At 58.4% G+C, this 22,783-nt stretch carries 21 protein-coding genes; 11 read left to right on the forward strand and 10 right to left on the reverse strand.

The genetic code is table 11. The annotated features are described in order from the left end of the window. The first annotated feature begins 10 nt into the window (after window positions 1-10). The 3 genes from QKD99_RS01100 (at window position 11) to secG (ending at window position 2,468) form a co-directional block, all read left to right on the forward strand. Entirely contained in the window at window positions 11-1,228 is a 1,218-nt protein-coding gene (locus QKD99_RS01100) for a phosphoglycerate kinase (protein ID WP_347950484.1), read from the forward strand. A 39-nt stretch (window positions 1,229-1,267) separates the two neighbouring features. Next, on the forward strand, window positions 1,268-2,050 hold the full coding sequence (gene tpiA, locus QKD99_RS01105; protein ID WP_225746913.1) for a triose-phosphate isomerase: 783 nt from the start codon (window positions 1,268-1,270) through the stop codon (window positions 2,048-2,050). 184 nt (window positions 2,051-2,234) lie between these two features. Next, window positions 2,235-2,468 carry a preprotein translocase subunit SecG gene (gene secG, locus QKD99_RS01110; protein ID WP_005324856.1) on the forward strand — a complete coding sequence of 78 codons (234 nt, stop codon included), beginning with the start codon at window positions 2,235-2,237 and terminating at the stop codon, window positions 2,466-2,468. A gap of 145 nt (window positions 2,469-2,613) precedes the next feature. On the opposite strand, the gene pgl is transcribed toward secG, so the two are convergent. The 5 genes from pgl to tkt form a co-directional block, all read right to left on the reverse strand. Continuing rightward, window positions 2,614-3,375, reverse strand: coding sequence for a 6-phosphogluconolactonase (pgl, locus tag QKD99_RS01115; protein ID WP_239277698.1), 762 nt, complete (start codon window positions 3,373-3,375; stop codon window positions 2,614-2,616). A 42-nt stretch (window positions 3,376-3,417) separates the two neighbouring features. Then, window positions 3,418-4,353, reverse strand: a complete 936-nt coding sequence (locus tag QKD99_RS01120) for a glucose-6-phosphate dehydrogenase assembly protein OpcA (protein WP_347950485.1) — start codon at window positions 4,351-4,353, stop codon at window positions 3,418-3,420. 14 nt (window positions 4,354-4,367) lie between these two features. Further along, window positions 4,368-5,900: a glucose-6-phosphate dehydrogenase gene (gene zwf / locus QKD99_RS01125; RefSeq protein WP_347950486.1), complete on the reverse strand. Its 1,533-nt coding sequence runs from the start codon at window positions 5,898-5,900 to the stop codon at window positions 4,368-4,370. Between the two features lie 99 nt (window positions 5,901-5,999). Continuing rightward, window positions 6,000-7,085 carry a transaldolase gene (gene tal, locus QKD99_RS01130; RefSeq protein WP_284843930.1) on the reverse strand — a complete coding sequence of 362 codons (1,086 nt, stop codon included), beginning with the start codon at window positions 7,083-7,085 and terminating at the stop codon, window positions 6,000-6,002. Window positions 7,086-7,112: 27 nt separating this feature from the next. Next, on the reverse strand, window positions 7,113-9,185 hold the full coding sequence (gene tkt / locus QKD99_RS01135; RefSeq protein WP_284843952.1) for a transketolase: 2,073 nt from the start codon (window positions 9,183-9,185) through the stop codon (window positions 7,113-7,115). Window positions 9,186-9,533: 348 nt separating this feature from the next. Between tkt and QKD99_RS01140 the strand changes: the two genes are divergently transcribed. Beyond that, the gene (locus QKD99_RS01140) at window positions 9,534-10,478 is read left to right on the forward strand and encodes a heme o synthase (RefSeq protein ID WP_239277702.1); all 945 of its coding nucleotides are present in this window, start codon (window positions 9,534-9,536) and stop codon (window positions 10,476-10,478) included. An 85-nt stretch (window positions 10,479-10,563) separates the two neighbouring features. Here the strand turns inward: QKD99_RS01140 and QKD99_RS01145 are convergent, their stop codons facing one another. The 5 genes from QKD99_RS01145 to mptB all read right to left on the reverse strand — a co-directional run bounded on the left by QKD99_RS01145 (window position 10,564) and on the right by mptB (window position 16,186). Next, window positions 10,564-11,541: a quinone oxidoreductase gene (locus QKD99_RS01145; RefSeq protein ID WP_284766513.1), complete on the reverse strand. Its 978-nt coding sequence runs from the start codon at window positions 11,539-11,541 to the stop codon at window positions 10,564-10,566. A gap of 64 nt (window positions 11,542-11,605) precedes the next feature. Then, window positions 11,606-12,634: a heme A synthase gene (locus QKD99_RS01150; RefSeq protein WP_347950487.1), complete on the reverse strand. Its 1,029-nt coding sequence runs from the start codon at window positions 12,632-12,634 to the stop codon at window positions 11,606-11,608. 69 nt (window positions 12,635-12,703) lie between these two features. Beyond that, window positions 12,704-13,468, reverse strand: a complete 765-nt coding sequence (locus QKD99_RS01155) for an ABC transporter permease (RefSeq protein WP_284766511.1) — start codon at window positions 13,466-13,468, stop codon at window positions 12,704-12,706. A gap of 57 nt (window positions 13,469-13,525) precedes the next feature. After that, window positions 13,526-14,455 carry an ABC transporter ATP-binding protein gene (locus tag QKD99_RS01160; RefSeq protein ID WP_347950488.1) on the reverse strand — a complete coding sequence of 310 codons (930 nt, stop codon included), beginning with the start codon at window positions 14,453-14,455 and terminating at the stop codon, window positions 13,526-13,528. 6 nt (window positions 14,456-14,461) lie between these two features. Then, window positions 14,462-16,186 carry a polyprenol phosphomannose-dependent alpha 1,6 mannosyltransferase MptB gene (gene mptB / locus QKD99_RS01165; protein ID WP_347950489.1) on the reverse strand — a complete coding sequence of 575 codons (1,725 nt, stop codon included), beginning with the start codon at window positions 16,184-16,186 and terminating at the stop codon, window positions 14,462-14,464. A 269-nt stretch (window positions 16,187-16,455) separates the two neighbouring features. Between mptB and QKD99_RS01170 the strand changes: the two genes are divergently transcribed. From QKD99_RS01170 to QKD99_RS01200, 7 genes are read left to right on the forward strand one after another with little or no spacing between them, the layout of a single operon-like run. Next, window positions 16,456-17,193: a metalloregulator ArsR/SmtB family transcription factor gene (locus QKD99_RS01170; RefSeq protein ID WP_284867923.1), complete on the forward strand. Its 738-nt coding sequence runs from the start codon at window positions 16,456-16,458 to the stop codon at window positions 17,191-17,193. Further along, window positions 17,190-18,629: a Fe-S cluster assembly protein SufB gene (sufB, locus tag QKD99_RS01175; RefSeq protein WP_005324837.1), complete on the forward strand. Its 1,440-nt coding sequence runs from the start codon at window positions 17,190-17,192 to the stop codon at window positions 18,627-18,629. Before QKD99_RS01170 ends, sufB begins: the two co-directional genes overlap by 4 nt. Window positions 18,630-18,634: 5 nt before the next feature. Continuing rightward, window positions 18,635-19,789 carry a Fe-S cluster assembly protein SufD gene (gene sufD / locus QKD99_RS01180; RefSeq protein WP_005328395.1) on the forward strand — a complete coding sequence of 385 codons (1,155 nt, stop codon included), beginning with the start codon at window positions 18,635-18,637 and terminating at the stop codon, window positions 19,787-19,789. Between the two features lie 30 nt (window positions 19,790-19,819). Further along, on the forward strand, window positions 19,820-20,578 hold the full coding sequence (gene sufC / locus QKD99_RS01185) for a Fe-S cluster assembly ATPase SufC (RefSeq protein ID WP_284766507.1): 759 nt from the start codon (window positions 19,820-19,822) through the stop codon (window positions 20,576-20,578). 45 nt (window positions 20,579-20,623) lie between these two features. Beyond that, a complete protein-coding gene (locus QKD99_RS01190; protein WP_347950490.1) occupies window positions 20,624-21,871 on the forward strand; it encodes a cysteine desulfurase in 1,248 nt (415 codons plus the stop codon). After that, on the forward strand, window positions 21,868-22,320 hold the full coding sequence (gene sufU, locus QKD99_RS01195) for a Fe-S cluster assembly sulfur transfer protein SufU (protein ID WP_005324831.1): 453 nt from the start codon (window positions 21,868-21,870) through the stop codon (window positions 22,318-22,320). The genes QKD99_RS01190 and sufU overlap by 4 nt, the downstream gene beginning before the upstream one ends. Further along, on the forward strand, window positions 22,321-22,728 hold the full coding sequence (locus QKD99_RS01200; protein WP_239235298.1) for a metal-sulfur cluster assembly factor: 408 nt from the start codon (window positions 22,321-22,323) through the stop codon (window positions 22,726-22,728). Window positions 22,729-22,783: the final 55 nt, after the last annotated feature.

The following is a 22,783-nucleotide window of genomic DNA, read 5'->3' on the forward strand; positions in this document are numbered from 1 at the left end:
GGAGTAAATAATGGCTTTCCAGACTCTTGACGATCTTCTCAAGGAGGGCGTCGAATCCCGCCACGTCCTCGTCCGCTCTGACTTCAATGTTCCACTTGATGAAGAGGGAAACATTACCGATCCCGGACGCATCAACGCTTCTCTTCCGACCATCAAGGCACTGGTAGAGGGTGGTGCAAAGGTCATTCTTTCCGCACACCTGGGTCGTCCAAAGGGTGAGGTAAACCCTAAGTTCTCTTTGGCTCCAGTAGCGGAAGCGCTGTCTGAAGCGCTTGACCAGTACGTTGCCCTAGCCCGCGACGTCACCGGAGAAGACGCTCATGAGCGTGCCAACGGCCTCAACGATGGCGATGTGATGTTGATCGAAAACGTCCGCTTCGACCCCCGTGAGACCTCCAAGGACGAGGCTGAGCGCGGCCAGTTCGCTGACGAGCTCGTTGCTCTGGCAGCCGATAACGGCGCTTTTGTTTCTGATGGCTTTGGCGTTGTCCACCGTGCGCAGGCATCTGTGTATGACGTCGCTAAGCGCCTGCCGGCTTACGCAGGCAAGCTCGTAGAAAAGGAACTGTCGGTTCTGTCCACCGTAGCCAAGGAGCCGGAGCACCCGTACGTGGTTGTCCTCGGCGGCGCCAAGGTTTCGGATAAGCTCGGCGTGATTGAAGCACTGGCCGACAAGGCAGACAAGGTCATCATTGGTGGCGGCATGTGCTACACCCTGCTGGCTGCCAAAGGCTACAACGTTCAAGAGTCCCTGCTGCAAGAAGATCAGATCGAAAACTGCAAGGACCTGCTCGAGCGCTTTGGCGACAAGCTGGTGCTTCCGGTTGACCTCGCTGCTGCAAGCAAGTTCGCAGCGGATGCAGAGACCCAGGTGGTCGAGCTCGATAGCATCCCTGAAGGCTGGATGTCCCTGGATATTGGACCAAAGTCTGTGGAAAAGTTTGCAGAGGTGCTTGCTTCCTCCAAGACCGTCTTCTGGAACGGCCCGATGGGCGTATTCGAAATGGAAGCTTTCTCCAAGGGCACTGCTGGTGTAGCGCAGGCTATTATCGACGCCACCGCAAAGAACGGTTCCTTCTCCGTCGTTGGTGGCGGCGACTCCGCTGCCTCCGTGCGCATGCTTGGCTTGGACGAGGATGGCTTCAGCCATATCTCCACCGGCGGCGGCGCCTCCCTCGAGTACCTCGAGGGCAAGGAGCTTCCGGGCGTATCTGTCCTGGAAGCCTAAAACTGCCTTCTTAATTTGCCAGAAAGAGAGGAAAAATTCATGGCACGCACCCCACTTATCGCAGGTAACTGGAAGATGAACCTCGACCACGTCGAGGCCATCGGCTCCGTTCAGAAGTTCGCCTTTTCCCTGCCAAAGGACTACTACGAGAAGGTCGACGTGGCCTACATGGTCCCGTTTACTGATATCCGCACTATCCAAACGCTGGTAGAGGGCGACAAGCTGCAGGTCACCTACGGTGCGCAGGACATTTCTAAGCACGAGTCCGGCGCATTCACTGGTGAAGTATCTGGCAAGATGTTGGCCAAGCTCGGCTGCAGCTGGGTGGTTGTGGGCCACTCGGAGCGCCGTCAGTACCACGGCGAGACCGATAAGCTCGTTGCAGAGAAGGCAGCTGCAGCATTGGACAATGGCATCAGCCCCATCGTGTGCGTAGGCGAGCCGTTGGCTGTACGCGAGGCCGGTACCCATGTGGACTACGTGGTTAACCAGACCCGCAATTCTTTGGCCGGCCTGAGCGCAGACCAGCTTGCCAAGACTGTCATCGCCTACGAGCCAGTTTGGGCGATTGGCACCGGCAAGGTTGCCTCCGCAGACGATGCCCAGGAAGTCTGCGCCGCCATCCGTGAGCTCGTAACGGAGCTCGCAGGCGAGGAGGTTGCTGCAGGTATCCGCATTCTCTACGGTGGTTCCGTCAAGGTTGATTCCGTTGCAGAGATCGTCAGCAAGCCTGACGTCGACGGCGGCCTTATCGGTGGCGCTTCCTTGGTCGGCGAGGAGTTTGCCAAGTTGGCCGCCAACGCAGCTAATGCCCTGAGCTAACAGGAGTTATCACCCGTCACAGGTTCGCGCTAAGGCGCGGGTTGGAATGGTTCCAGCCCGCGCCATCGTGTACAGTGGGCCGGTGTGATTGCTTCGCTGTACGCGAAGCCTAAAAGTACGATTCCGCGCTAGCGGGTGGCGAGAGTCAACCGCAGGGCGCACGTTAGAAATAAGGATTATCCTCATGGTCTTGGCACTGGAAATCATCTTGGTCATCGCAGCTATTTTGATGTCCATCTTCGTGCTGCTGCACAAGGGCAAAGGTGGTGGCCTGTCCAGCCTCTTTGGCGGTGGCGTGCAGTCGAACCTGTCCGGCTCGACCGTCGTGGAAAAGAACCTGGACCGTTATACCGTGGTCATGGTAATTATCTGGCTTGCGTGCATCGTAGGCCTCAACCTCATCCAGGCATTCGCTTAAGCCACCAGCTGGAATAGCGAAAGCGCCGGTACCGGCTTCCAACCTCCTGGTTTCCTGTGGGAACTGTAGGTGGGGAAGCGGTACCGGCGCTTTTTCTTGGCGCCGAGCCAAAAGTTCAGCTCGGCTGCACGCTAGGCTGACGTGCCTAGAGCTCGGATGCGGCGTCATCGGCAAGGAAGAGGATGGTTTCTTCCTTACCGTGCACGCCTGCAGCTGGCCATTCTTCAGGCTCAGCGCCTTCAACGACGTGCTTGGCAGCTTCCGCCTTGGCCTCGCCTGCTACAAGAAGCCAAATACGATCAGACTTGTTGACTGCGGGAAGAGTAAGGGTGATGCGCTCGCTCGGCGGCTTGGGAGAGTCGTGAACGGGAACAGCTAGCTCTTCTTGTTCCCGAACCGCCTCAGAATGGGGGAACAAGGAATTGATATGGCCCTCTTCGCCCATGCCCAGCAGATGGAGGTCGAAGCCGTTCGGGGCAAATTCCTTCAGCTCTGGCTCATACGCACTCGCCGCGGCTTCCATAGACACCGCGCCCAGATCAAAACCGTGGATATTCTGGTTTGGAATATCTACGTGGTTGAGCAGGGCACTGCGTGCTTGACCCTCATTAGAATCTGCATCAGAGACGGGTACATTACGTTCATCGCCGAAGAAGACGTGAACGCGCGACCAATCGATGCGTTGGGCGGGAAAATTCTCGCCTTGTTGCTGTGCCGCGAAATCCAAACGAGCTAGCTCGTGAAGAACGCCAATTCCAGCGCCACCGCCGGTTAGGACAACTCGCGCGACCCCATCGTGGTGGAGCCCGCCACCGGCGGCTTGGATGCGCGCTACGGTATCCACGAATTTCAGCGCGGCCTGGGAGATAAGGTCATCCACATCGCTTACGCGGTGAAGAGTTACCATGAGGTATCGCTATCCTTTGCAAAGAATCAGAGTTAAGCCGTTTTACTGCTTACTGTAGTCTACTTGGGCGAGCGCACGGAGCGCTTGCGCATAAGTCTTATCGGCATCCAGATGGCGCAATTCTTCAGAGAGAACCTCAGCTTGGGAGCGCTTGCTAAGGCTCACCAAGGAATCCGGGGAACCTGGAACGCACACACGCACCGTGCGCTCGTCGACGACATCAACGTCGACGTGGCTCGTTTCCCGATTAAACCGCAAGTGGGTCACTGGGAAGTGCAGCTCCTGAGAATCGGTCACAGTGCGGTGGACGGGGACTGCCAAACGATCGAGGAGCCATCCGGCCGCGAAGTCTGGCGCTGGGTGGCCCGCAGGGCCCGCCACCTCGACGGACTGCACGGGCTCGTGAGGATGGCGGTCCAATGCGGAGGCTACGACCCCGCGCCACAAAGTGATGGCGGCCCAGGACATATCGGAATCGCCCGGCGTGTAACCGGCGGATAAGGTGCGCAGATCTTCGCCAGTGACGCGTCCGTCATAGGCAACGTTGGTGATGCGGCGTTGAGCCAGTTTACCCACCGAGCTGGAAGCTGGATCAGGCGGGCACAAGGTAGGCCACCAGGCGACCAAGGGGGTATCGGGAAGCAGCAGTGGAGTAACGATTGCCTCGTCCTGGTTTGCCAAGGCGCCGTGCAACTTCATGATGACCATCTCAGAAGCACCCGCTTCACCACCCACGCGAAGCTGCGCGTCCAGGTGGGTATCTGCCTGCGGGTCGCCCGTCACGACGACCAGAACGCGCGACGGGTGCTCGTGGGAGGCATCGCGCACGGAGGCCAGGATGTTTTCCAGATCATCGTCCTCGCGGGCAGCCACGATTAGGGTAAGTACTCGGCCGGTAGTAAGGGTGTAATGCTCTTGGGCCTCTACTAGCTTCTTGGAGATTTCACGCGTAGTGGTGTTGGGCAATGGAATAATCATTGTCTGCGTCCCTCCTATGGGCGGCGCCAGGAGTGGCCCCGGCGGCGCAACATTCTATCGGCGGATTCCGGGCCCCATGTGCCAGCGCGGTATTCCTCCGGCTGACCAGCTTCGGCCCAGTAATCGATGATGGGATCCAAAATCGACCAGGAAAGTTCCACCTCTTCGTTGGTGGGGAAGAGCGAGGACTCATCGAGGAGGGCATCCAAAATCAAGCGCTCGTATGCTTCCGGAGATTCCTCGGTAAAGGCCTCAGCATAAGCAAAGTCCATATTGACGTCTCGGACCTCCATGGTGGAACCGGGCACCTTGGAGCCAAAGCGCATGGTGACACCTTCATCCGGCTGTACGCGGATCACCACTGCGTTTCGTCCCAGCGCATCGGTCTGGCCGTCAACGAATGGTTGATTTGGCGCTGCCTTGAATACCAGCGCAATCTCGGTCACGCGCCGGCCCAAGCGCTTGCCCGTGCGCAGGTAGAAAGGCACTCCTCCCCAGCGGCGGGAGTTTACTTCCAAGGTACAGGCTGAATAGGTCTCCGTCGTGGACTCCGGATCGAAGCCTTCTTCTTCGCGCAAGCCCTTGACAAACTCGGAGCCTTGCCAGCCGGCGGAGTACTGGCCGCGAGCAGTTGTTTTATTGAGTGGGTGCACGGCGTGGGTAGCGCGCAGCACCTTGACTTTTTCTGCCTGCAGGGCCTCAGGCTCGAAGGAGGAGGGTTCTTCCATCGCAACCAGAGCCAAAAGCTGCAGCAGGTGGTTCTGGATGACGTCGCGAGCCGCACCGATGCCGTCATAGTAGCCAGCGCGGCCGCCCAGGCCAATATCTTCGGCCATGGTGATTTGGACGTGATCGATGTAGTGGGCGTTCCACATGGGCTCAAAAATTTGATTGGCAAAGCGCAAAGCCATGATGTTTTGCACCGTCTCCTTGCCCAAATAATGGTCAATGCGGAAGACCGCGGACTCGGGGAAGACGGCGTTGACAATCTCATTGAGCTTGCGGGCAGACTCTTGATCGTGGCCAAAAGGCTTCTCAATGATTACTCGGCGCCACGAGTCCTCGACGGAGTTGGCCATACCCACCCGCTCCAGCTGGTGGCAGATATTGGAGAAGAACTCCGGGGGAACCGAAAGGTAGTATGCCCAGTTGCTTCCGGTGCCGCGCTCGCGATCAAGCTCGCCCAAACGCGCCGAAAGGCGATCGAATCCAGCATCATCGAAGGAACCTTGCACAAATTCGATTCCCTGGGATAAATGCTGCCAGACATCTTCATTGAACTCGGTACGTGAGCCAGCGATGACGGCTGAGCGAACGTAGTCACAGAATGCGACCTTGTCCCAGTCACGGCGACCATAACCCACAAGGGTAAAGCCAGCGGGGAGGAGACCACGGCTCGCTAGGTCGTAGATGGCGGGCAGTAGCTTTTTATATGCTAGGTCACCGGTAACGCCGAAGATGACCATGCCCGCGGGTCCTGCGATTCGCGGCAATCGCTTGTCGCTGGCATTGCGCAAGGGGTTGACCCAAGCGGCTGAGTCGGTCACGAAGAATCCTTCCTGAGTTTATGGGCTTTAAGCTCGCTAATATTTTAGCGGCAGAATGCCCCGCCGAATTCTCGGCGGGGCACAAGTCACACGGCTAGTTTACGCGAGTCGCTCCTGAATGGAAGCAAGCAGTTCCTCCCACGCAGCGACAAACTTATCTACGCCCTCGCGCTCCAGCACTGCAAAGACATCATCGAAATCAATGCCGACCTCTTCTAGCTGGGCAAAGACGTCCTCTGCAGCCTCGCGGCTATCAGACAGGGCGTCGCCGTGAAGGTTGCCCTCGGAAAGAACCGCATCGATGGTCTTTTCTGGCATGGTGTTGACCGTATGCGGTCCAGCCAGCTCCGATACGTACAAGGTGGCTGGGTACTCCGGATTCTTCACGCCGGTAGAAGCCCACAGTGGACGCTGGAGGTGGGCGCCTTCGGGCAAGTCGGCGTCGTCAAGCAAGGCGTCCTGGAAGAGGGCATAGGCGCGCTGTGCATTGGCGACGCCCGCCTTACCCCGCAGTGCCAGAGCAATCTCGCTGCCAATGGCTTCCAAGCGCTTATCTACTTCGGTATCCAAACGGGAAACAAAGAAGGAAGCCACGGAGTGAATGGTAGAGACGTCCTTGCCGGCTTCGGCGGCACGCTTGAGTCCGGTCCGGAAAGCCTCAATGACATCGCGGTAGCGATCCACGGAGAAAATAAGGGTGACGTTGACGCTGATTCCCTCTGCCAAGGCATCTTCGATGGCCGGGAGGGAGCCGGTCGTGGCCGGAATCTTAATCATTACGTTGGGACGATCGACCTTTGACCACAGCTCACGCGCCTGTTCAAGGGTGGCAGTCGCGTCATCAGAAATGCGTGGGTCGACCTCGATGGACACGCGGCCATCTGCACCGTTAGTAGAGGAGTAGATATCCGCAAAGAGGTCGCAGGCATTCTTGACGTCCTCGATGGCCAATGCGTACACCGCTTCATCGGCGGTGGCCTTGGTCTCCTTCAACGTGGAAAGCTCGGCGTCGTAGGCGGTGCCGTTGGTCATCGCCGCGGCGAAGATCGCCGGGTTGGTGGTAACTCCCACGATGGACTTAGCGGAAATTATCTCCTTGAGATTGCCCGAAACTAGGCGCTCGCGAGAAAGATCATCGAGCCAGGTTGAGGTTCCCAGCTGGGCAAGTTCGGAAATGTGGTTCATGATTACTCCTTTTCCAGTCCTGGAGGTTTACTTCTTCGCGGCAGCGAGCGATTCCTTTGCCGCTTCAACAACCGCTGCAGTGGTGAAGCCAAATTTCTCAAAGAGTTCGCCCGCAGGAGCAGAGGCGCCGTAGTGCTCGATGGAAATGGTCCGGCCGAAAGAACCGGTGTACTTGTGCCACGGCATAGCGATGCCGGCTTCGATGGAAACGCGGGCCTGCACTTCGCTAGGAAGCACGGACTCGCGGTATGCGTCATCCTGCTCATCAAACCACTCAAGGCACGGTGCGGAGACAACGCGGGTGGCTGTTCCGGCGGCCTCCAGTTCCTTAGCGGCGGCGACAGCAAGCTGCACCTCAGAGCCGGTAGCGAGGAGGATCACGTCTGGTGTTTCCTTGGACTCTTCCACCAGAACATAAGCGCCGCGGCGCACGCCATCATGAGCCTTTTCCTTGGTACCTTCCAGTACCGGCAGTCCTTGGCGGCTCAGTGCCAGGCCCTTAGGCGCAGCCTTGTACTCGAGAGCTGCAGCCCAGGCCTGAGCGGTTTCGTTGGCATCGGCCGGGCGAATAACGGACAGGTTCGGGATAGCGCGAAGGGCAGAAAGGGTCTCTACCGGCTGGTGGGTTGGGCCATCCTCGCCCAAGCCAATGGAGTCGTGGGTCCAGACATAGTAGGTATCGGTAGACATCAACGAGCCCAGGCGCACAGCGGGGTACTGGTACTCGGAGAAGATAAGGAAGGTGCCTCCGTAAACGCGGGTATTGCCATGCAGAGCAATACCGTTCATGATCGCAGACATCGCGTGCTCGCGAATGCCGAAGTGGAGGTTGCGGCCATATGGCTGAGCCGACCACATATCGGTGGTAATGGCTGCGGGGCCGAAGGAGTCCGCGCCCTTAATCACGGTGTTATTGGAGCCGGCAAGGTCAGCAGAGCCACCCCACATCTCAGGAAGGGAAGCGGCCAATGCTTGGATGGTGGCTTCAGAAGCCTTGCGGGTGGCCAAAGATTCACCCGGTTCCCACACCGGCAATTCAGCGTCGAAACCTTGCGGCAATTCGCGCGCCTGCATGCGGTCAAAGAGTGCCTTGTTCTCCGGATTGGCTGCAGCCCATTCGTTGAACTTCTTCTGCCACGCGGCGTGCTTCTCGGCGCCGCGCTCGCGCAGCTTGCGGGTATGTTCGATGACCTCGTCGTCGATGTGGAAGCTGCGCTCGGGGTCGAAGCCCAAGACCTCCTTGGTGGCAGCTACCTCGTCATCGCCCAGTGCAGCGCCATGAACGCCGCCGGTATTCATCTTATTCGGGGCCGGGTAGCCGATGACGGTCTTCACGCGGATGAAGGAAGGGCGCTCGGTCTCTGCCTGAGCGGCCTTGACAGCCTCCTCAATGGCTACGACGTCTTCTCCGGATTCGACCGTTTGGACGTGCCAGCCGTAGGCCTCGTAGCGGGCTACCACGTCTTCGTTGAAAGCAATATTCGTATCGTCCTCAATAGAGATGCGGTTATCGTCCCAGAAGACAATCAAGTTGCCGAGCTTTTGCGTACCCGCCAGGGAAGAGGCCTCGGCGGTAACGCCCTCCTGTAGGTCACCATCGGAAGCAATGGTGTAGACGTAGTGGTCGAAGGGAGACTCGCCGGCCGGTGCCTTAGGATCGAAAAGGCCGCGCTCCTTCCGTGCCGCCATTGCCATGCCCACGGAGGAAGCAAGGCCTTGGCCAAGCGGTCCGGTGGTGATTTCCACGCCATCGGTGTGGTGCACCTCAGGGTGGCCAGGCGTGCGCGATCCCCACGTGCGCAGCTGCTTGAGATCGTCCATTTCCAAGCCAAAGCCGCCCAGGTAAAGCTGGATGTACTGGGTGAGGGAAGAGTGGCCAACTGACAGAACGAAGCGGTCGCGGCCGGCCCAGTGTACATCGGCGGGATCATGGTTAATGACACGCTGGTACAAGGTGTAGGCGAGGGGCGCGAGGGACATAGCGGTGCCGGGGTGGCCGGAACCGCATTTTTGTACAGCATCTGCGGCTAGTACTCGCACGGTGTCGACGGCGCGGGTGTCAAACTCCGACCAATCCTCCGGATGACGGCGCTCGACCATAGTTTGGAGTTCTGGGGACAACTTATCTTTCGACACAGGAAAGCCTCGCTTACGTCTAGGCAAAAAGTACTTAACTTTATTCAGTCTAGTAATTTTTTAACCGGCGGTGCGCAATTATAGAAAGCTCGGCATAAACGGTATGCTGGCATGGCTAAGTGGAGTGCGCGTGGGCGCTAGAGCGCGCACTGAATCTAGCGGCCGTAGGCCTGTAGTCTTTCGCCCTTGCGCCGAAAATTGTGAGTGAGAGAACTGGAACTTTTTCACGGGCCTGTGCGACCGCTAGGGGTGACCGCGCGCAGGGAGTGTGCGGGGCACAGTTCACCAACGTTCAGATAGTGGAGGAATCCCTTGGAGACCATCAAGGCCTATTTTGCGCTAACGAAACCGAGGATCATTGAACTCCTCCTCGTGGCCGCAATCCCGGCGATGCTCCAAGCACAACGCGGCGTGGAGGCCGTTTCAGACAATATCTGGCTTATCGTGTCGACCATTTTCGGCGGTTGGATGGGTGCTGCTGCCGCCCACACGTTTAATAACGTCGTGGACTACGAGCTGGATCAAAAAATGCAGCGCACAAGGGCCCGCCCGCTGGTAAGGGCCACGATTTCTAAGCGGAATGCAGCAATTTTCGCTTGGGTAATGCTGATCATCTCCGTGCTGTGGTTGGGAGTCCTTGCTCATTCATGGCTGGCGGCCTTTTTCGTGGTTTTGACGAACTTCTTCTACGTCTTCGTCTACACCAAGTTTTTGAAGATGCGCAATGCTCAAAATATCGTCTGGGGCGGCTTGGCCGGCTGCATGCCCGCGATGGTCGGCTGGGCGGTTATCCGTGATAATGCTCCTGCTGGAGAGCCTGACCGCTGGTGGCAGGCAATCGTGCTCTTCCTCATCATCTTCTTTTGGACTCCGCCACACACGTGGGCGCTGGCCATGAAGTACAAGGAAGACTACCGCAAGGCCGGCGTGCCGATGCTGCCCGTAGTTGCTGATGAGAAGGAAGTCACTCGACAGATCGTGTGGTATACCGTGGGCACGGTTATCGTGACCCTACTTATCGTCCCCGCTGCATCGTGGATTTACTTGGTCGCAGCACTTGCCTCCGGCGCGGTATTCCTGTGGATGGCTATCCGCCTGCACAAGGGAGTCAAAAACGGCGCCAAGGTTAAGCCGATGCGACTGTTCATTTACTCCAATAACTACCTTTCGGTGCTCTTTATTGGGCTGTCCATCGACGCAGTATTGGGCTGGGAGCCATTAGGCCGGATGCTCGGCTGGTCGGCCACGTTATTCTAACAGCGCCCAATTACCCAAGGATAAAGCGAAAGCGCGGGAGAAAGCACAGCTGCTTTTCCCGCGCTTTTGGCGTTTGTGGGTGGGTTTAGGCTTTATCGCCAGCTTGGACGCGCAGCACAATGGAACCGGTAGTCTTGCGCTCCTGAAGGTCGCGATGGGCCGCAGCGGCATCTTCCAGTGGGTAGGAGGCCGTGACGTTGAAGCTCAGATCGCCGTCGATCACAGCTTGGACGACCGCCTGGGCACGCATTTGGAACTCGCCTTCTTGGGCTGTCCATGCACCGATGGAAGGCCGGGTGAGGAAGATAGACCCATGCTTGTTCAGCAGCTGCGGGTCGATAGGCTCGACTGGGCCAGAGGCGGCGCCGAATAGCGCAACGGTGCCACGGGGGCGCACCGCTTCGAGCGATTCCTGGAAGGTCGCCTTGCCGACGCCGTCATAGACCACGTCAACACCCCGATCACCGTTGTAGCGACGGACCTGCTCGGCGAGTCCGTCGCCATAGCGAAATACCTTATCCGCACCGGCTGCGTAGGAGAGTTCTTCCTTTTCGTCCGTGGAGACCACCGTATAGACGGTAGCGCCGAGCGACGATGCCATTTGGGTGAGGATCTGGCCTACACCGCCGGCGCCGGCGGTAATCAGGCAGGAAGCGCCTTCACCCAGTTGATAAACGCCATGCGCCAAATAGTGTGCGGTAATGCCTTGCAGCAGCATAGAGGCAGCGACCTCTGGCTGGAAATCATCCGGGACCGCTACTAGTGCCTCGCGTGGGACGCAGACCTGCTCAGCGTAGGAGCCAAAAGCCTGGTTCCAGGCCACCATTGTGCCCTCGGCAATTTCCCCCTTGGGGTCGTGGACTACGCGTCCGGTGCCTTCGAATCCGGGAATGAACGGGGTGGCCGCGTTATAGATACCCTCACGATAATAGGTATCGATGTAGTTGACGCCAGCCATGATGACGTCCACCAATACCTCATCGTCATTAGGGGTGGGGGCGGGAACTTCGGTATAGCGAAGCACTTCTGGTCCGCCGGTTTCTGTGACCTGAATTGCGTGCATATGGTCAGGCTAGCGCAAAAAGCCGGCCGAGTGCAGTACTTCGGCCGGCTGGGAGTATTACGGGTTAAGCGGTCGCTCGCTTTTGTTCGAGTGATGCTTGGCGCGCCGCGTACTTCTCATCGCCGCTGGGAGAGCCGGTGATGAGATCCGCGGTGCCGTCGGTGCGGCGTACACCGTGCGCCCAAAGCAGGGCGGTATACGCGGTGACGAAGGAGGAGAGACCAATATGGAAGGGGACAGTCCAGCGCGGAATGCTCATGTAGAACTGGTAAACGCCTACTGCCCACTGAATGAGGATGCATACAACGAGGACCCAGCCAGCCTTCTTAGCGTCTTGAGGTGCGCGGTTCTTATAAAGCAGGAAGACGGTAATAACCGTTAGCGTCAGGTAGACGTACATGCACATGGCGTGGGTGACAGCCATGGCTTCGGTATCTACCTGCAGGCGGCCTTCCATTCCCACCCCGGAATCGCCAGAGTGAACGCCCGAACCGGTAACCATCGTGCCGGTGATCAGCACAATGCTCAGGGCAACGGTTGCGACCGCTGCAAGGAGGCGAATCGCCTGAGGGAAGCGAGCGCGTGGCGTTCCGTCATCGGGTTCCAAAATGCGGGAATAGAGCATTGCCGCTAGCCATACCAAGAGCATGGAAGGCAGGAAGTGCAGTGCCACCGACCACCAGCGTAGGTCTAGGTGGACAGAGATACCGCCGATGATCGCCTGCAGGACGATGCCGGCGACGTTGAGCCAGGCGTATACCTTGAGCTCTGCGCGGCGACGCGCCATGCGCATGGCAATGACGGCGGCGACAGCCGCTGCGGTTACGACGAAAGTAAGCAGGCGGTTACCAAACTCGATGGCCTGGTGGAGAGCAGGCGCAGCGCCTTCCATAGGGACAAGGGAGCCTGGTTGGCATTCCGGCCAGGTGGGACAGCCCAATCCCGAGCCGGTCACGCGGACAATGGAACCAGACACGGTGATGCCACCCTGGCACAAGAGAAGGATGAGCGCGATGAGGCGCTGCTGTTGCAGTGTAGGGGCGGCTTCCTTAAAGAAGCGCTTGATCTTCGTCCAGTAATTCACGCATAGCATCCTACTAGTCGGAAGATTTCGGGCCTAAAAATTCCTCTCGTTTCGAAAGGAACCGGACAAAAGTCACATTTAGCCATCGAAGCGGAACCAACGGACCGCCGCGAACGACGTCACCGCAAGCCACGCCAACAAGGATAGGAGCTCGAGGCTGGGGAAGGCGGAATTTGAGGCGTCGGTAAGCGCGCCTGCTAGGGCGACAGTCGGCACTGCGTTGAGGACGCCATTATTGCCAAGGCCCTGGGAGTAGAGGGTCCACCCGACTACGCCGAGGAGCAGGAACCAGATGAGGTTAGCCAGTGCGAGTACTACCTCAGAGCTGAGGGTTCCGCCGAGTAGCAGCCCCATGGCGGTAAAAGCCGCAACGCCAAAAAATAGCGAAAGGATCATGAGCAGCACCCCGCCCGGGCTGATACGGAGACCCAGGATATAGGCAGCTATGCCCAAGACGAGGATTTGGAATACCACCATGGTGAGCACGCCGAGGATCTTGCCGCCAATAATGGCCCATGCTGGCACACCGGACGCGCCGGTGCGTTTAAGGGCCCCGTAGCGCCGGTCAAAGGCAAGTGAAATGGCCTGACCGGTAAAGCCTGCGGAGGTGGCCGCTACTGCAAGCACCATGGGAAATACCTCGTGCAAGCCGTGTCCGGTGAGCGACTCCAGGTGTGCCGCGCCAATGAGCAAGGCCAGCGGTATGATGACGCTCAACAATTGCTGTTCGCCGTGGCGCAGCATGAGTTTTGCTTCCATCTTTCCTTGCGCGAGCAACATGGCGCCGGCGCTGGCCCGTTTGGGGGCCGGGGTAAAGGTTCCAGTGTTAAAGGTAGTGCTCATGTGGTGGCTTCTTTCCGCAACGCAGTTTGTTGAATTCGGTCCTGGCGGAGGGTGCAGCTAGCTGCGCAAATGGCGGCCGGTAAGGTCAAGGAAGACCTCCTCCAAGTTGCGGTGAGCCGCGTCTAGGCGCCGCAGCAGGACTCCTTGGCGGGCAAGTTCGGCGGTAAGCGTAGCGATGGTCTCGGGCGTGCCGGCTTGGGTCAAGCGGTAATGCAGCGGCCGGGATTTGGTCGCCCGAATTCCAGCCTCAGCCAAAGCCTCCACATCAACATCGATGTCGGTGCTGAAACTAAGGCCTGCCGAGTCCGACTGCGAGGTAAGTTCCGCGGGGGTGCCGTGGGCTACTAGCTGGCCATGATCCATGATGGCCACTCGGTCCGCTAGTGACTCTGCCTCATCCATAAGGTGGGTGGTAAGAACGATGGTGACGCCATCGCGCCTTAGGGCTCGAACAAGGTCCCACACCGCCAAACGGGATTGTGCATCCATGCCGGCGGTGGGCTCATCGAGAAAAACTAGCTCGGGCCGACCGATAATTGCTAAAGCAAGGGAAAGCCGTTGCTGCTGCCCGCCGGAGAGTCTGCGATAGGGGGTGCGGGCTACTCCTTCAAGCCCGAGCATTTCCAGTAGCCAGTGCGGGGAGAGGGGATGAGCGCTGTAGCTAGCGGTAAGTTCTAGCATCTCCAGAACACGGATGCCGGAGTAGGAACCACCACCCTGCAACATGATGCCGACCTTTTCGCGCACCTTGTCCGGTGCGGAACTCGGGTCTAGTCCCAGAACGTCGATAGTGCCGCTGGTGGGGTGGATAAAACCCTCTGACATCTCAATCGTCGTGGACTTTCCAGCGCCATTGGGGCCAAGGAGGCAAAAGATCTCACCTGCGGTAACGCTAAGGCTCAGACCATTAACGGCGGTGGTGGAGCCATATTTTTTCACCACGTTGTCCATGGTGAGGGCTGGGCGATCGGCTGAAATGGAATTCACGTGGGATTAGTTTAGGACACGGATTCCGCTGCGCCGCACTGCAACCCACCACAGGGCGGTAATGACGGCAAACGTGCAGGCAGCCGACACATAGATGACGATGATGGTGCTGGGCGGCAACCCGAGGCCGCGTGGCAGCACAAAGAAGCTCATAGCTGCCGAATAAGCCACGACGCAGAAACGGAAGATAAGCCGGTTGGCCCATGCGGCCAAAGGCAGTACCGCCCACAGGATGTACCACGGATGGACGACGGGAAAGAAGATAACCAGCACTAAGGAGGCGGTGCCGAGTCCTCCCACAGGGTGGATGCGGCCGCGCAACGTTGCAAAGAGCATGCGGGCCATGAAAGCTACTGCCACCAGCACGCCAAAGGTACGGGTAACGGTGAGAATCGCTTCGGTGTGGTCACCTAGGCCCAGCAGCATTCCAATGAAGCCGGTACCCACGCCTACGGCGGTGGAGGTCGAAAGCCACGAGCGGATGGAGGCCGCCCCGCCTTGTCCCGTGATCCACCCCAGGCCAATGCCGGTCAAAGCGCTAATAAGGGCAATGCTTGCGATTAAGATAACTAGCTGCAGGGCAATGGCATAGGCCAAGGCTTTCCAGCGTGATGCGCCGTCCTTGTCTATCAGGTGGCGGGCATACGCCATCCCCACAAAGCCCAGTCCGATAAAGCCGGTAACCTTGACCATTCCGGCGCAGGACAGACAAAATCCAGAAGCAATCAGTGCTAGGTAGGCACTGCGCGTGGACTCTTCTAGCTTGTCGACGCCCCTGAGGCCCAGCTCCATGCCTACCAAGAGCAGGCCCAGCATTATGGACTCATTATGGATTCCGCCCACCAGGTGCAAGATAGTGAGTGGGTTGAGAATGCCGAGCCACAGCGCAGATTCTGGAGATACCCGGCAGCGTCGCGCGAGACAGCTAATTGCCCACCCAGCAACCATGATGCCGGCGATGGATAGGAGGCGGTGGGCGATAACTCCTAGAAGGATGGAATTTGAGGTAACTGCGCTCACCACTCCAGCGAGCCCGAGCGCTACGGGGCCATAGGGGGAAGGGGAGTTGGCCCAGATAAACGGTACGGATCGGGCGAGTTCATCACCCGCGCCAAGCAATTGCACCGGTCCTGCAGAATACGGATCCATGCCCTGCATCACGATGGAACCGTTGGCCAAATAGGAGTAGATGTCTTGGGTAAAGAGCGGGGCAGTAAAAATCAGCGGGAGGACCCAACCGGCCCACGTGCGCCACAGCTGGTGTGTGGTCACGAGCCGGCGGGCGCGCGCTGGTGTGAGGGCACCTTCTTGGGGTTGGCGCAGCGGCGTGCCTACAAAAGGGGCAAGGAAAACCCAGGCGGCCACCAACAGGCCTACTCCCACCATGACTATGGCAGAAGAGGTCTGCAGCATGCGAGACATGAGGGAGCCGAAGGGCACGTTGTCATAGGGGTTTCCCACTACTGGGAGAGCGCCGGCACCTAACGCGCCGAAGGCGATAAGCAGAGAACCCACTGTGCCTACCCAGCGCAGGATAAAAAATGTCCGCCATTGTGCGGTGGTGGTGCGCTTTAGACCATCCGCATTGGCGGGGACAAAATCAAAACGAGAATCAGGTTCTGCGGCTCCGGTGTCCTCGGCGTGCAGTCGCGCAGACCGAGAACCAGCGGTGCCCAGCTGCGGCAGCTCGGCCTTGACGCCGGAAAGAAAGCCGCGGAATTTGCCTGTCATGGGATAAGACCTTACGCGAATCCTCCGTCTCAACCCCAGCAGGGGCGCTCTTTTAGCGTGGGCAGCGCCGCCAGTCGTGGCGATGAGGGGAGTTGGCCACCCCCGTGCCACGCCGAAGAATGGCCAATGGTGGCATTCTGGAATGAATTAAGGAACACTAGTGTTGTCTAATAAAGGAGGCGCAGTTGGACTGCGGCGCGACTCTCGGAACTATGGGAGTCGGTTGCAGGGCGACTGTAAGTGACCGAAGCGCGAAGGGAGGTCCCGGCATGAGTGCACCTGAGCGTGTAGAAACTACCTACAAGGCGGCTAAGGAATCCCGCACTACGGATGGTGATACCCGCCGGCAGGTGATGCTGTTGCTGCTGAAGGACGGGCCCGTTACCGCTTCCCACTTGGGTGAACGCCTTGGCCTTTCTGCTGCCGGAATTCGCCGGCACTTAGACAATTTGGTGGAAGAGGAACTGACGGAGGTTGTGCGCCGCCGCCCAGTTACTCGCGGCTCAACGGGCAGCGGGTCTGGTCGCGGGCGACCAGCCAAACACTTCCGCCTCACTGATCGTGGTCGAGCGCAATTCGGCCACGCCTACGATGATTTGGCCTCTGATGCCTTGACGGCGCTCCGCGACGTCGGCGGGTCTGAGGCTGTTAAGCGCTTTGCCAAAGTCCGCTTCGAGCGACTCGTTGCAGATGTGCGTCCCTTGATAGAAGAGGGCGAATCTGTAGAGGATGTGGCCCGTAAGCTGGCCGAGGTTTTGGACGAGCACGGGTACGCCGCCACGGTGGACCGCGCTGGTCAGGGAGTGCAAATCTGCCAGCATCATTGTCCGGTCTCCCACGTGGCGGCCGAGCATCCAGAGCTGTGTGAGGCGGAACAAGAAGTCTTTTCTGCTCTATTAGGCAAACACGTACAGCCTTTGGCCTCCATTGCTGGCGGCCACGGGATCTGTACCACGAACATCCCCTTGACACCCGTTAATACAAATACTGAAAGGAGCGAGTCATGACCCAGGCACAATCGGCACCCGAGAACAAGATGACCGATGATGAAATCATTGATTCCATTGGTGCATATGAGTACGGCTGGCACGACTCGGACGCGGCTGGTGCTTCTGCTCGCCGCGGCTTGAACGAAGATGTAGTACGCGATATTTCCGCCAAGAAGGGCGAGCCAGAATGGATGCTTAACCAGCGCCTGAAGGCCCTCAACATCTTTGATAAGAAGCCCGTTCCCACCTGGGGTGCGGATCTGTCTGGCATCGACTTCGACCAGATTAAGTACTACGTGAAGTCCACTGAGGAGCAGGCCCAGACCTGGGAAGACCTCCCGGACGACATCAAGGCCACCTACGATAAGTTGGGCATTCCAGAGGCCGAGAAGCAGCGCCTCGTTGCCGGCGTGGCAGCCCAGTACGAGTCCGAGGTTGTCTACCACCAGATCCGTGAGGACCTGGAAAGCCAGGGCGTCATCTTCGTGGATACTGATACCGCACTGCGTGACTACCCTGAGCTCTTCAAGGAATACTTCGGCACCGTTATTCCAGCCGGCGACAATAAGTTTTCTGCGCTGAACTCAGCAGTGTGGTCCGGTGGCTCCTTTATCTACGTGCCCAAGGGCGTGCACGTAGATATTCCACTGCAGGCTTACTTCCGCATCAACACGGAAAATATGGGCCAGTTCGAGCGCACCCTCATCATCGTCGACGAGGACGCTTATGTGCACTACGTCGAGGGCTGTACCGCTCCTATCTACAAGTCTGATTCCCTGCACTCCGCAGTAGTGGAGATCATCGTGAAGAAGGGCGGCCGCTGCCGCTACACCACCATTCAGAACTGGTCCAGCAACGTCTACAACTTGGTGACCAAGCGCACCAAGGTAGAAGAAGGCGGCACCATGGAATGGGTCGACGGCAACATCGGCTCCAAGGTCACCATGAAGTACCCGGCCGTATGGATGACCGGTCCTTACGCCAAGGGCGAGGTTCTCTCTGTTGCCTTTGCTGGTGAGAACCAGTTCCAGGACACGGGTGCCAAGATGACTCACATGGCTCCGCACACCTCTTCCAATATCGTGTCTAAGTCGGTTGCCCGTGCCGGCGGCCGCGCCGCGTACCGCGGCTTGGTGCAGGTTAATCAGAACGCGCACCATTCCACCTCTAACGTCGAGTGCGATGCGTTGCTGGTGGACAATATCTCGCGTTCGGATACATACCCGTATAACGACATCCGCAATGACCACGTCACGCTGGGCCATGAGGCAACCGTTTCCCAGGTTTCTGAGGAGCAGCTGTTCTACCTGATGTCCCGCGGTATTGCGGAAGAAGAAGCAATGGCGATGATCGTGCGTGGCTTCGTTGAGCCGATTGCTAAGGAGCTGCCGATGGAGTACGCCCTCGAGCTCAACCGCCTCATCGAACTGCAAATGGAAGGATCGGTCGGCTAAAGAAAATGGTCGCTTCGAACGAATTCAACCCGGATAAGATCACCAAGGGTGATGTCTTTACCTCCACCAACGTGGAGGACTTCCCGGTGCCGCACGGCCGCGATGAGGTGTGGCGCTTTGTCTCCCTGCGCAAGCTCCGTGGACTGCACAATGGCGAGTTCGCTGAGGCAGTGGCACAGGACGTCACCGTGAGCGAACATCCAGGTGTAAGCTCCGAGACCGTCGCTCGCGATGACGAGCGCTTGGGCCGCGTTGGTACCCCGTCTGACCGCGTTGCGGCACAGGCGTGGACTTCTATGCCTGAAGGCCAGGTTGTCACCATTGACGCCGAGGCTCAGGTGGAAGAGCCCGTGGTCATTACCTACACCGGCAAGGGCGAGGGCGTAACTTCCTTTGGCGCTACCTCCATCGAGGTAGGCCACCACGCGGAAGCTACCGTCATCTTGAAGTACGTCGGCTCTGGCACCCACGCGGATAACGTCGAGTTTATCGTGGGCGATGGTGCTCACCTGACCGTCGTTGTCGACGTTGATTGGGAAGACGATGCCGTACACCTGTCTAACCACGTGGCACAGCTCGGCCGCGATTCCGTGCTGCGCCACAACTCCGCCATCTTTGGCGGCGAGGTGGTACGTATCGTGCCTCGCGTGAATTTCACCGAGCAGGGCGGCGACGCAGAGCTGCTGGGCGTCTACTTCGCTGATGAAGGCCAGTACTTTGAAAACCGCATGTTGGTGGATCACTCCGTCCCTAATTGCCGCTCCCACGTCCTTTACAAGGGCGCACTGCAGGGCACCAAGGACAATGAGGCCCGCACCTGCTGGGTGGGCGATGTCCTTATCCGCTCCAATGCACAGGGCACCGATACCTACGAGACCAATAACAACCTGATTCTGACTGAGGGCGCTCGCGCGGACGCAATCCCTAACTTGGAGATTGAGACCGGTGAAATTACCGGTGCAGGCCACGCGGCCACCGTTGGTCGCTTCGATGACATCGAGTTGTTCTACCTGATGTCTCGCGGCATTCCAGAGGCTGAAGCCCGCCGCCTCATCATCCGTGGCTTCTTCAATGAGGTCATCCACCGTATTCCGGTGCAGTCCCTGTCCGAGGAATTGGAAAACCGCATTTCCGAAGAACTGGAAAAGATCTCCGCCTAAATCTTTCATAGAAGGAAACCCACACACATTATGTCTACTCTGGAAATTAAGAACCTCCACGCCCAGGTGCTGCCGACGGAAGAAGGCGGCGAGCCGAAGGAAATCCTCAAGGGCGTTAACCTGACCATCAACTCCGGCGAGATCCACGCCATCATGGGCCCGAACGGGTCAGGCAAGTCCACCTTGTCCTACACCATCGCCGGCCACCCAAAGTATGAGGTCACCGAGGGCGAGGTGCTTCTCGACGGCGAAAATCTGCTGGAGATGCCCGTCGACGAGCGCGCTCGCGCCGGCCTTTTCTTGGCGATGCAGTACCCAACTGAGGTACCAGGTGTCAAGGTCTCCCAGTTCATGCGTTCCGCAGTCACCTCCATTCGCGGCGAGGCACCGAAGCTGCGCGAATGGAACAAGGAGCTTACCCAGGCCCGCGAGAACCTGAAGATTGATAAGTCCTTCATCTCCCGTTCCGTCAACGAAGGCTTCTCCGGCGGCGAAAAGAAGCGCCACGAGGTTATGCAGCTGGATATCCTGAAGCCGAAGTTCGCAGTCATGGATGAGACTGACTCCGGTCTGGACGTTGACGCCCTGCGCATCGTGTCTGACGGCATCAATAGCTACCAGAAGGAAACTAATGGTGGCATCTTGATGATTACCCACTACAAGCGCATCCTGAACTATGTGAAGCCGGACTTCGTCCATGTCTTCGCTGACGGCCACGTCATCAAGACCGGTGGCGCTGAATTGGCGGACCAGCTCGAGTCTGACGGCTACGACCAGTTCCTCAAGTAAGGACCGACCCTCGGCCGGTCAACCGCGACTATCCAAAGAAGATTCATGTCTGGATTTGATGTAAACGCAATTAGGGAACAGTTCCCGATTCTCCAGCGCACGGTGCGTGGCGATAAGCCACTGGTGTATCTGGATTCGGGCGCTACCTCCCAGCGCCCGCTGCCGGTATGGAAGGCGGAAGAGGAGTTTGTGCTGCACACGAACGCCCCTGTTCACCGCGGTTCCTATCAATTGGCAGAGGAGGCCGATGATGCCTACGAGTCCGCGCGTCAAGCTATCGCCGCATTTGTGGGCGCGGACCGCGACGAAATCGCCTTTACCAAAAACGCCACTGAGGCCCTGAACGAAGTTGCCTATGCGCTGAGCGACGAGCGCGCGGGGGACCTCTACGTGGGCGAGGGCGATACCGTCGTCATCACCGAATTGGAGCACCACGCCAACTTGGTGCCATGGCAGGAGCTGTGTGCTCGCACTGGCGCTACGTTGAAGTGGTATTCCATGACCGAAGACGGTCGTATCGATCTCGATTCGCTCGAGCTCGATGATTCCGTCAAGGTAGTTGCATTTACTCACCAATCCAATGTCACGGGTGCCGTGGCGGACGTGAATGAACTGGTGCGCCGCGCCCGCGCGGTGGACGCCATGGTTGTCCTCGACGCCTGCCAGTCGGTGCCACATATGGCGGTGGATTTCCATGACTTGGACGTGGATTTCGCAGCCTTCTCCGGCCATAAGATGTGTGGCCCCAGCGGCGTGGGCGTGCTGTACGGCAAGGATGAGCTGCTCAAGAAGCTGCCGCCCTTCCTGACCGGTGGCTCCATGATTGAGATCGTCAAGATGGAAGAGACGACCTTTGCCGAGCCGCCGACGCGTTTTGAGGCGGGCACGCAGATGACCAGCCAGGTGGTTGGCCTTGGCGCAGCGGTGAAGTTCTTGGAAGAAGTGGGCATGGACAATATTCACGCGCACGAAAAGAAGCTCACCGAGCGCGCATTGCGCCAGCTCAAGGAAATCCCTGGTCTGCGCATCATCGGTCCAGAGACCACCGAAAATCGCGGTGGCGCCATTTCCTTCACTGTGGAGGGCGTTCATCCGCACGACTTGGGCCAGGTCCTCGATGACCACGGCGTGTCCATTCGCGTTGGCCACCACTGTGCGTGGCCACTGCACCGTGCCTGCGACGCACAGTCCACCGCCCGCGCTAGCTTCTACCTTTATAACACCGAGGAAGAAGTAGATAAGCTGGTGGATGCAATCAAGGCTGCCCGCGAATTCTTTGGAGTTGCCTCATGAACCTAGATTCCATGTACCAGGACGTCATCCTGGATCACTATAAGAACCCCCAACACGCCGGCCTGAGGGAGCCATATCAGGCCGAGGTCCACCACGTGAACCCGTCCTGCGGCGATGAGCTGACCCTGCGCGTGCGCCTTTCCGACGACGGCAAGACCGTCGAGGACGTCTCCTATGACGCGGAAGGTTGCTCCATTTCGCAAGCTTCTACCTCGGTTATGGCTGAAGAGATCGTTGGACTGCCGCTTGCGGAAGCCAATGAGAAGCTGGCCGAGTTCGAAAAGATGATTACCTCGCGTGGACAAGAAGAGGGCGATGAAGACCTCATCGGTGACGGTGTTGCCTTCGCCGGCGTGTCCCAGTACCCAGCGCGCGTCAAGTGTGCCCTCCTCGGATGGAAGGCCTTCCAGGCTGCATCCGCCGATGCACTAACTGAAGTGGAGAACTAGATGACCGAACCCGTAGATCCTTATCAGAACGAGAGCTCTTCATTCTCCGGCAGCGGCGAGCGCCCGGAGCAGACTGAAGAGCAGATTTCTAAGGCCTTTGATGTCACCGAATTCATGCGTGATGTCATTGACCCCGAGCTCGGCATTAACGTCGTTGACCTGGGCCTTGTCTATGATCTTTGGTTTGAAGAGGACAATGGCAAGGAGATCGTCATGATCAATATGACGCTGACCTCGCCGGCGTGCCCGCTGACCGATGTCATTGCAGAGCAGGTGGAAGACATCGTTAAGGCCAATAAGCTGGCAGATGCCGTCCGCATCAACTGGGTTTGGATGCCGCCATGGGGTCCGCAGATGATTACTGAGGAGGGCCGCGAGCAGCTTCAGGCCCTCGGTTTCGCGGTTTAAAATCGCGTATTAATCACACGCCCCCAACAGCGCATTTCTCGGATTCGGGAAGTGG

The organism is Corynebacterium sp. c3Ub_189, from assembly GCF_039907195.1.
Taxonomy (GTDB): Bacteria; Actinomycetota; Actinomycetes; order Mycobacteriales; family Mycobacteriaceae; genus Corynebacterium.